Origin of the sequence: Moorena sp. SIO3E8, from assembly GCF_010692445.1 — a bacterium.
Classification (GTDB): Bacteria; Cyanobacteriota; Cyanobacteriia; order Cyanobacteriales; family Coleofasciculaceae; genus Moorena; species Moorena bouillonii.
Map to the genome: position 1 here is coordinate 1 of NZ_JAAHHM010000217.1, position 7,385 is coordinate 7,385.

A 7,385-nucleotide genomic window follows, 5' to 3' on the forward strand; every position below is an offset into this window, starting at 1 on the left:
CGCAATGTTGGGAATTAGTTGATAAGTTAATGCGTTTAAGTCGTCATAAGCTCGATAATTATTTACGAGGTATGAGAGCTATGAAGCTTATACAGTCTACTTTTTAGCTCTCATGTCGCCCCCCCAGCATCCAGGTAAAAAGTGTATTATTATGCGAATTAATGAAACAGGAACTTGTGGAACAATATGATCCAAGGTGAATTTAAAGCGGTTTGCAATTCATTTAGGTACAAAGTTCTGGTTTTTTAGGGAGCAGGGAGCAGGGAGCAGGGAGCAGGGAGCAGGGAAGAGGGAAGAGGGAAGAGGGAAGAAGGAAAACAATCCTGTGTACCTGATAGTTATGCAAACCGCCGTAATAGTCGAGGAGAGTTGTTTTTTGAAATTGGCTTGATGTCTGATGATGGAGAGATTTTTGCCGTAATGGCACTGTTAGATACAGGGTTTACTGATGATTTATCATAATACCAAAAACTGCTCGGATATCTTGACTACTGTTCCCTGTTCCGGTGATCCCCTGTTCCCTGTTCCCTTTTTATATCAATCCTATGTTCACATCTCAAATACAAACGCTATATGAGGGAAAGGTGGTTATTGAGGAAGAGGAGTTTACGGTTGAAGTGTTAGGAGGAGATCAACTGGTGAATAGTCTTTTAGGTGTTTTGTGGTTACGAACAAAGCGTTTAGTTGTGGATTTTCCCATGGGAGTGTTAACCCTAGGATAAGCGATGCTCAGCAAAGAGCTGCTATGGGAAAGTATTACTGATAGTTAAAGAGGTGCGTTAACCAAGTGTAACGCACCCGACAAGATCAGGGATTAGCCCAAAGGGCAGTGCTTCGCGATTGACCGTAGGTCACGCTACGGGAACGCACTAATTCGGGATCTTTAGCAAAAGATATTGGTTCTTCAGTACCTTTTATGCTAAACCGACAGGTGAAGTACCCCAACCTGCTTCGCTGAGGTTGGGGCTTCCAATTCTCAACTCAAATCAGGGACGGTCTTATTCGTCTTTGAGGTTTCCCGCTTCATCCGCCGATGCCTCAACCAGAGGAGCGACCCTAGGCCGGGGAACCCGACCTAGGAGGCGCGCGCCTGCTGGAATTGGTCTTACTCAGCGTCCACAGGCAGACATCCGCCTTCCGCAGACGTATAACTTTTACGACAGACTTACCATGGAATTACAGCTCTATGGCTAACCAGCCGGGGCAAGTCTCTTCCCTGAGCTCTGCTAGTACTTTTACACCTTGAAGGTAGCCTTTTAGTCAGTCAGGTGGGTCATCAACCAACTTTATTCTAACACGATTCCCAACAAGTCCTCGTCTCGCTATCCATCCCCACCGTGAAAGACGGTGGGGAATTCCGCGAGTTTTGTTAAAAAACTCAGAAAGCTTACGGTACAAGGGTTCTTAGGCTATTTAACTAGCAAAATATTCTGAATACGGCCTCTTTCCCCTGCTCCGAACGCGCCCCGCGTGGCCCACGGCCTCAGTCCCTTTGCCAAAGTGTTTATTTAGCATGACCGTAGAGTCAAGATATCATCGATGGCACGATAGGTTTTTTTACTGACAATCCCATCAACAATCAAGTGGTTAGGATCAGATTCGTAGAGGGTTTCGTTGTAGTCGCTTTGGAACTTCATTACTACCTGTTCTGTTTGGGAGCCAAACTGTCCGTCAATAACCAAATAATAGCCCATGTAGCAATTTAAGAACTGCTGGAGAAAGCGGACAGCTTGACCGGCTTTTCCCTTTTTCAAAACTGGTAGGTGGGTGACGTAAGCAGCGTTAGCCTGACTAGTTACTTCAGAACCATTAGCTAGTGCCAAACCATTAGCTAGTGCAGAACCATTAGCTAGTGCAGAACCATTAGCTAGTACAGAGTTAGAATTGATAGTGTTAGTTCCCATGATTGATTTCTTTTCCTTAATGATTTGACGTTTACGATGGAAAACCTTGTCAGGTTTCGACATTGGACAAAGTTTTTATTTTCTGTCTTTTGTCTCTACACCTTTAAGACGATCTCAAAAGCCAATTTTGGAATTTTTCGAGTTAGCACCAATTTTTTGATATCGACTCAGGCCATTCACCCCACTTCAAAACTCAAAACCCTTTTGAAGGGTAACTTGTAGCCGTTTGAGTGTGTTTGTTGAAAAAGCGATGCTCGGTACGAGCCGCTACGCGAACCCATTACTGATAGCAAAACAGGTGCGCTACACTTTTTAACGCACCATACAAGATAGGCGATTAGCCCAAAAAGCTAGCGCTACGCGATTGACCCTAGATCAAGCTACGCGATCGCACTTAATAAAAATCTCCCTATTTCCCTATCTCCCTATCTCCCTATCTCCCTAAAAAAAAATCGGTCAAGTTTGGGTTAACCCCAATCCTTGACCGAATTCTTTACTTTAACCTTCCACAAATACAGCTGAGCTGCACTCAACTATCGATAATTTCAGATCAGTTATGACATGATTCCTGAGTTAGTCAGCAACTGCTGAAAAGCAATAACATTCCAACTCATTTTGCTTCATGCTGCTTCATCTTCCTTCACAAAACAACCTTCACCAGTCCTGATTTGCCAGGGGGCAACCCTGGCAAAATCCTATCTTAATCTACGTAAAAATATCGAATCAAAAAGGTCATAACCTCACCAGGATTTCCCGTCGGCTCCGGAGTGCTCCACTCGTCCTGATCCGCATACTTAAGGGAATAAATGGCATTAATTGTTTTGCGAACCTTTTCAGGAGAACCGATCAAAAGGAGCTTGGCTTTCTTCGGTTTAGGACTTTGGTTGTCGGAAGGAGGAAAATTGTTACTCATCTGAAATTATGGATTGATTTTGTGGACACTATTAATTTATAAATAAATAAATATATTGTCAAGAGTTTAGAAAAATTTTTTTTATTAAGAAATCGGGAATCGGGAATCGGGAATCGGGAATCGGGAATCGGGAATTTGCAATAGAGATTAATCGTAGGGTGGGCAGTAATTGAAACCGATAAAATCAGCTGGTAATCGGTTTTATAGGCACTGCCCACCGACATCAAATTAACTAAATTTTAAATAAAATTAATCCTAGGGTGGGCAGTGCATAAGACCAATTGAAAAGCTGATAATCGTTTTGGTACCCACTGCCCACCCTACATCTACATCTACATCTACATCTACATCTACATCTACATCTACTCGGAGGGTGGGCAGTGCATAATAAGCACGTTTTTATCTAGGTTGTAAACAAAAGTATTGCAGAAATTTGCTTCCCTAAAAAAGGCAAAAGCCAAGAGGGTAAAGAGATCCGGATTTTTATTTGACAATAAAAAAAGACCATACAAATTTACATCTCATTTATAAACCCTAGACCAATTGAAAAGCTGACAATCGTTTTGGTACCCACTGCCCACCCTACATCAAGTAAATCAACTCACCATCGGTAACCTCAAAAACAGTGGTTGGGCGATCTGCATTCAGAGGCTGGTGTGTCACACATTGGCTGTTTGTGCATCTTTAGTTTATGGAGGGAAAGAAAATGACAAATTGAAAACTTATGGAAATGAACTACCACGTAAACCTTTTTGGCGGCTCCGAGCAACAGCTCGCCAAGCTGGTCACAGAGTACTGTCGCCTAGTGACCCAACCTGAGTTGTCATCACAAGATGCTCAAAGCATCACAGAGATCCTAAGCTATAGCAGTTACGACCAAGAACTGAACTATTGGCTATGCCAAGCAGATCAGTTAATTGACTACCAACTCAGCACGGGGGCAATACCTGATTACGACTTGGTGGTGAGTTCCCTTTCCATCAAGAACCTTGCTTATAATCTTACGCGGGTTCCCTCCCATCAAGTGACGTTTGAAACTTTTAAGGAACTAGTAACCCAAACCAAACTCAAGCACAGATTTCTCGACCAATATATCAGCTTTAATGAACAACATTTCTCGCGCAAAGCCATTTTTCAAACCACTGCCCTGACCATTTATATGATTGGCTGGAAACCGGGGCAAGGTACCACTGCCCACCACCATGGTCAGTCCCTAGATGCAATCTTCGTCTACGAAGGGGAAATGACCCATCGCTTCCCTAACCAAGACGAGTCCGTAGAGCCTGACAAAATGCCCTCCAGACCTGGCGAGCTGTTTGGGGAGAATGAACTGGTTTGCATTGACCGCAAGCAATGTCACCTAATGGCTAATAATTCCTCCAAAAATCTGGTCACCCTGCACTTTAGATTTGGTACCCCACCAGACAATATTAATTGGGAAACCAATATCAGTGAGTGCAAACCAGCAGCTATTTGGAGCAATTCAAACGAGGACATGGAAGAGATCTGTCGCTTAATGATTGCTTAGCTGTCTAGACAACCCAAACAAATGCATCTCACTGTCTTGATGCAGTCGCTGATGGGGGAAACCCCCGTGAGGCCACTGCATCGCGCTCGTTATAGATTTACAACTTTGAGATGCATCCAATCAACACTATGTAATACTGAGGTAAATGCATGAGTCCTCTACCACCAAAAAACTGGGGATTAACGCCCTTAGATCCTCTACAAGTCCAGTATCTCAAAGGGTACTATGACAAGCTCTTGTCGGGGTGCAAATTGCGGCATCGGTGTGACTCGGACGACATCCTCAGCCAGGTATGGGAGAAGGCAGCGGAAGTCGAGCGCTTAGAACGCCCGATTGAAAACCCCGAGGCGTGGGCGAAGAAAGTTGGGGAGCGCATTATTTTGCAAAAGAAAAGGAGGGAACTATCGGAAAAAAAGTTAATCCAGAATCTCGGGCACATGATGCAAAGCCAAATTTTTGGTAGCCCAAGGGACGACCTTGACTGTGATGGCACACTAGGACAGATCCTAGCTTTAGCCCTCAAGGAACTCAAGCAAACCAAGCCGGACTTTCACCAACTACTGGTCATGCGATTCTTTCGTGAGCTGAGCTGGGAGCAGATATCGTCAGAGTTGGAACCAGACACTGCCATTACCAAAACAACTATTAACAAGGTGCGTCAGAGGGGAAGTCGCGCTTTGAAAAAACTGAGGGAAATTTTCTTTCTTAAGCTTAAGAAGTGATAATTTTCTGGATGTAGCGACCCGAAATAAGGCTATTTTTGGGGGCACATTAAAGGCAAATATAGCAGTTATCAAGTTCTCAATTGCTTGATGTACTTCGTCCTGGGTTAATGGGAATAGGGTTAAGAGTGTGGGGTTAAGAGTGTGGGGAGTGCCTAACCCGGGCGCGGGTAAGGGGTGGAGTGAGAAAAAATCCTGTGTACCTCATGAGTCTTAGACTTGCTATAAGTACGTCAAAGCTTATCTGTTAGGACTGACGCAAATCCCTCAATTTAATGCTACCTGTAGGGTGGGCAAGGTTTTGCCCACCCTACCCATGGAGTCTGTGCGTAAGTCCTGTCTGTGTAACTCAAACGTTTTGTCACATAATCAGGATCTACGCATCTAACTATTAGAAGCGAAAAAAGTAAACTTAATGCACTTTTTTCGGTTTGCAAGTGATTTGATTTTTATTAAGGGTGCATAGTCAACAGTGCAAAGTCAACAATAACCAGGCATAAAACCAGGATTTACTGGAATATTTACAGTTTATACGGGCGTAATAATTCGTTTTAACTGCTATTTTTTGATACCAAATATAATCAACTTACAACCGTTTAAGCTGGCAAGATGGTTTAGTTTGTGGGTCTCCAAAACCTAACTTACATAGTTGAGCCATTGTCTTAAATATTTTCAGTAAACTACTGTCAAGCTTTGGTTAGCTTTGCGAGATATTCTCTTTATTGTAGTCTGGACTTGAGGGTTATAATCATGAAATGCGATCAGATTTATTGTCCCTGGATTCAGGATTCTCAAAACGCAGATCATTACGTCTGTCTAAAGTGCAATCGTGAACGCTATATCAACGAAAGTCGTCCTGGATCAGTAATCTTTGTTTGCGTAGCAATAGCTTTCATAGTTGTTGCTCTCCTCAGCAATGATGGCGAGATTCAACATCCAGAAAATCAACACCGAGCAACTCGAATAGAGATGGGTCGAAAAAATCAAGTCCGATACCGGGACTTGTCGCCGACGGCTAACCTCTAGGGCGTGTTTTCAAAGTTTTCCGCAAGATTATGATCCCCCCCAGCCCCCCTTAAAAAAGGGGGGAGCCATACTCAAAGTCCCCCTTTTTTAAGGGGGATAATGGGGGATCTCCGAGGCCAGAAAACACGCCCTAGTACCTCTGCGAAATTCCCAGGGTAGCCTAGGATTAGGCGATCGCCAGATTCCCTTCTTCTGCGCCTTCCTCCTGGTGTATCTAGGGAGTAGGGAATAGGGAGTAGGGAACAGGGAACAGGGAACAGGGAACAGGGATGCAGTGCTATAGTAGGCGGAGCAGTTGTAATCTATGGTTTTCAGATTACCAGACTCTGGTGGGGATTTTTTGCGTACGCATTTCTAGCCCCTCAACAGTGACCAGAATTATTCTGGATCAGCCTCAGATATATAACAATCAAAAAAAATCGGTCAAGTTTGGGTTAACCCCAATGCTTGACCGAATTCTGTACTTTAACGTTTTCTGTCCGGACTAATCATCCCACCCTCAGAAAAGTTAATAGAAACAAATAATCAGGTTTTGGCACTAACAAATAATGGTGCATTCATACCAATCAATGGCCTGATTTATATGTTACAAAAATCAGAGTTTAAAACCACTTAATTTCTTGGCAACCACCAGGAATCTAGTCAAGAAAATTTTCCTAAACCTTCCTTGATTAAGTGAAGAAAGTGCTAAAATATTAGACGAAATCCGAACAGTTAGTATCTGAATTATTGCCCATTTTTTACCGATAGATAAATATCTAATAAATTAAATTTGTTAAATTGTAGACTAATCCACCATATACATAGATAATTCAGGAAGGTAACAGATAAGTATGGATATTGAAAAAATAACACACACTCTCAAAAAATTCAAGGATGATACATCTGGTATTCAGGGAGTCGTCATTGTCCAAGAAAATGTTTTGATAATCACCGAAACACTTATCGGTAATTGGGATTATAACGTTGCTAAAAGCATAGCTGGGGTGATGGATCACTTAACCAAACGTATTTGTAATAAATTGCAATGGGATCCGGCTCAAAATATTTGTGTTAGATCTTCTAAAGATGGCTACATTACGCGGGTACCATGCGGTTCCCATAAGTTCTTGTTAGTTAAAGCCAGTAGTAGTATCAGCCAAGGGTTGTTAGAATCTGAAATCGCTGAAATTATCGACGACATTAAGACTTATATCAATGCTAAATCCTCTAGTAATAATGGAGAAACAATAACTGATAACGAAGATAACGATGACGACGATGACCAGGGATTATTTGGTAGATAATGGCGG

The 7,385-nt window shown here is 42.8% G+C and carries 10 protein-coding genes and 1 pseudogene; 7 read left to right on the forward strand and 4 right to left on the reverse strand.

Annotation, left to right across the window (positions count from 1 at the left end; translation table 11 throughout):
• Positions 1 to 127 (forward strand): annotated as a pseudogene (locus F6K46_RS36905) (IS4 family transposase); the annotation flags it as partial.
• Positions 128 to 223: 96 nt separating this feature from the next.
• On the opposite strand, the gene F6K46_RS36910 reads toward F6K46_RS36905, so the two are convergent.
• A complete protein-coding gene (locus F6K46_RS36910) occupies positions 224 to 427 on the reverse strand; it encodes a hypothetical protein (RefSeq protein WP_293066613.1) in 204 nt (67 codons plus the stop codon).
• Between the two features lie 21 nt (positions 428 to 448).
• On the opposite strand from F6K46_RS36910, the gene F6K46_RS36915 reads away from it, so the two are divergent.
• Positions 449 to 577: a hypothetical protein gene (locus F6K46_RS36915; protein ID WP_293117954.1), complete on the forward strand. Its 129-nt coding sequence runs from the start codon at positions 449 to 451 to the stop codon at positions 575 to 577.
• 7 nt (positions 578 to 584) lie between these two features.
• A complete protein-coding gene (locus tag F6K46_RS36920) occupies positions 585 to 722 on the forward strand; it encodes a hypothetical protein (RefSeq protein ID WP_293117957.1) in 138 nt (45 codons plus the stop codon).
• Between the two features lie 786 nt (positions 723 to 1,508).
• Here F6K46_RS36920 and F6K46_RS36925 read toward each other — a convergent pair.
• The 3 genes from F6K46_RS36925 to F6K46_RS36935 all read right to left on the reverse strand — a co-directional run bounded on the left by F6K46_RS36925 (position 1,509) and on the right by F6K46_RS36935 (position 3,035).
• Positions 1,509 to 1,967, reverse strand: coding sequence for a peptidoglycan-binding domain-containing protein (locus tag F6K46_RS36925; RefSeq protein ID WP_070392477.1), 459 nt, complete (start codon positions 1,965 to 1,967; stop codon positions 1,509 to 1,511).
• Between the two features lie 637 nt (positions 1,968 to 2,604).
• Positions 2,605 to 2,817 carry a hypothetical protein gene (locus tag F6K46_RS36930; protein ID WP_293066618.1) on the reverse strand — a complete coding sequence of 71 codons (213 nt, stop codon included), beginning with the start codon at positions 2,815 to 2,817 and terminating at the stop codon, positions 2,605 to 2,607.
• The gene (locus F6K46_RS36935) at positions 2,814 to 3,035 is read right to left on the reverse strand and encodes a hypothetical protein (protein ID WP_293066621.1); all 222 of its coding nucleotides are present in this window, start codon (positions 3,033 to 3,035) and stop codon (positions 2,814 to 2,816) included. Before F6K46_RS36935 ends, F6K46_RS36930 begins: the two co-directional genes overlap by 4 nt.
• Positions 3,036 to 3,547: 512 nt before the next feature.
• Here F6K46_RS36935 and F6K46_RS36940 point away from each other — a divergent pair.
• The 4 genes from F6K46_RS36940 (at position 3,548) to F6K46_RS36955 (ending at position 7,379) form a co-directional block, all read left to right on the forward strand.
• Positions 3,548 to 4,345, forward strand: coding sequence for a hypothetical protein (locus F6K46_RS36940; protein ID WP_293066624.1), 798 nt, complete (start codon positions 3,548 to 3,550; stop codon positions 4,343 to 4,345).
• Between the two features lie 149 nt (positions 4,346 to 4,494).
• Positions 4,495 to 5,067 (forward strand): sigma-70 family RNA polymerase sigma factor, encoded by a 573-nt coding sequence (locus tag F6K46_RS36945; RefSeq protein WP_293066627.1) that lies wholly within the window; start codon positions 4,495 to 4,497, stop codon positions 5,065 to 5,067.
• A gap of 750 nt (positions 5,068 to 5,817) precedes the next feature.
• Positions 5,818 to 6,093, forward strand: coding sequence for a hypothetical protein (locus F6K46_RS36950; protein ID WP_293066630.1), 276 nt, complete (start codon positions 5,818 to 5,820; stop codon positions 6,091 to 6,093).
• Positions 6,094 to 6,926: 833 nt separating this feature from the next.
• Entirely contained in the window at positions 6,927 to 7,379 is a 453-nt protein-coding gene (locus F6K46_RS36955) for a hypothetical protein (protein WP_293066633.1), read from the forward strand.
• Positions 7,380 to 7,385 lie beyond the last annotated feature (6 nt).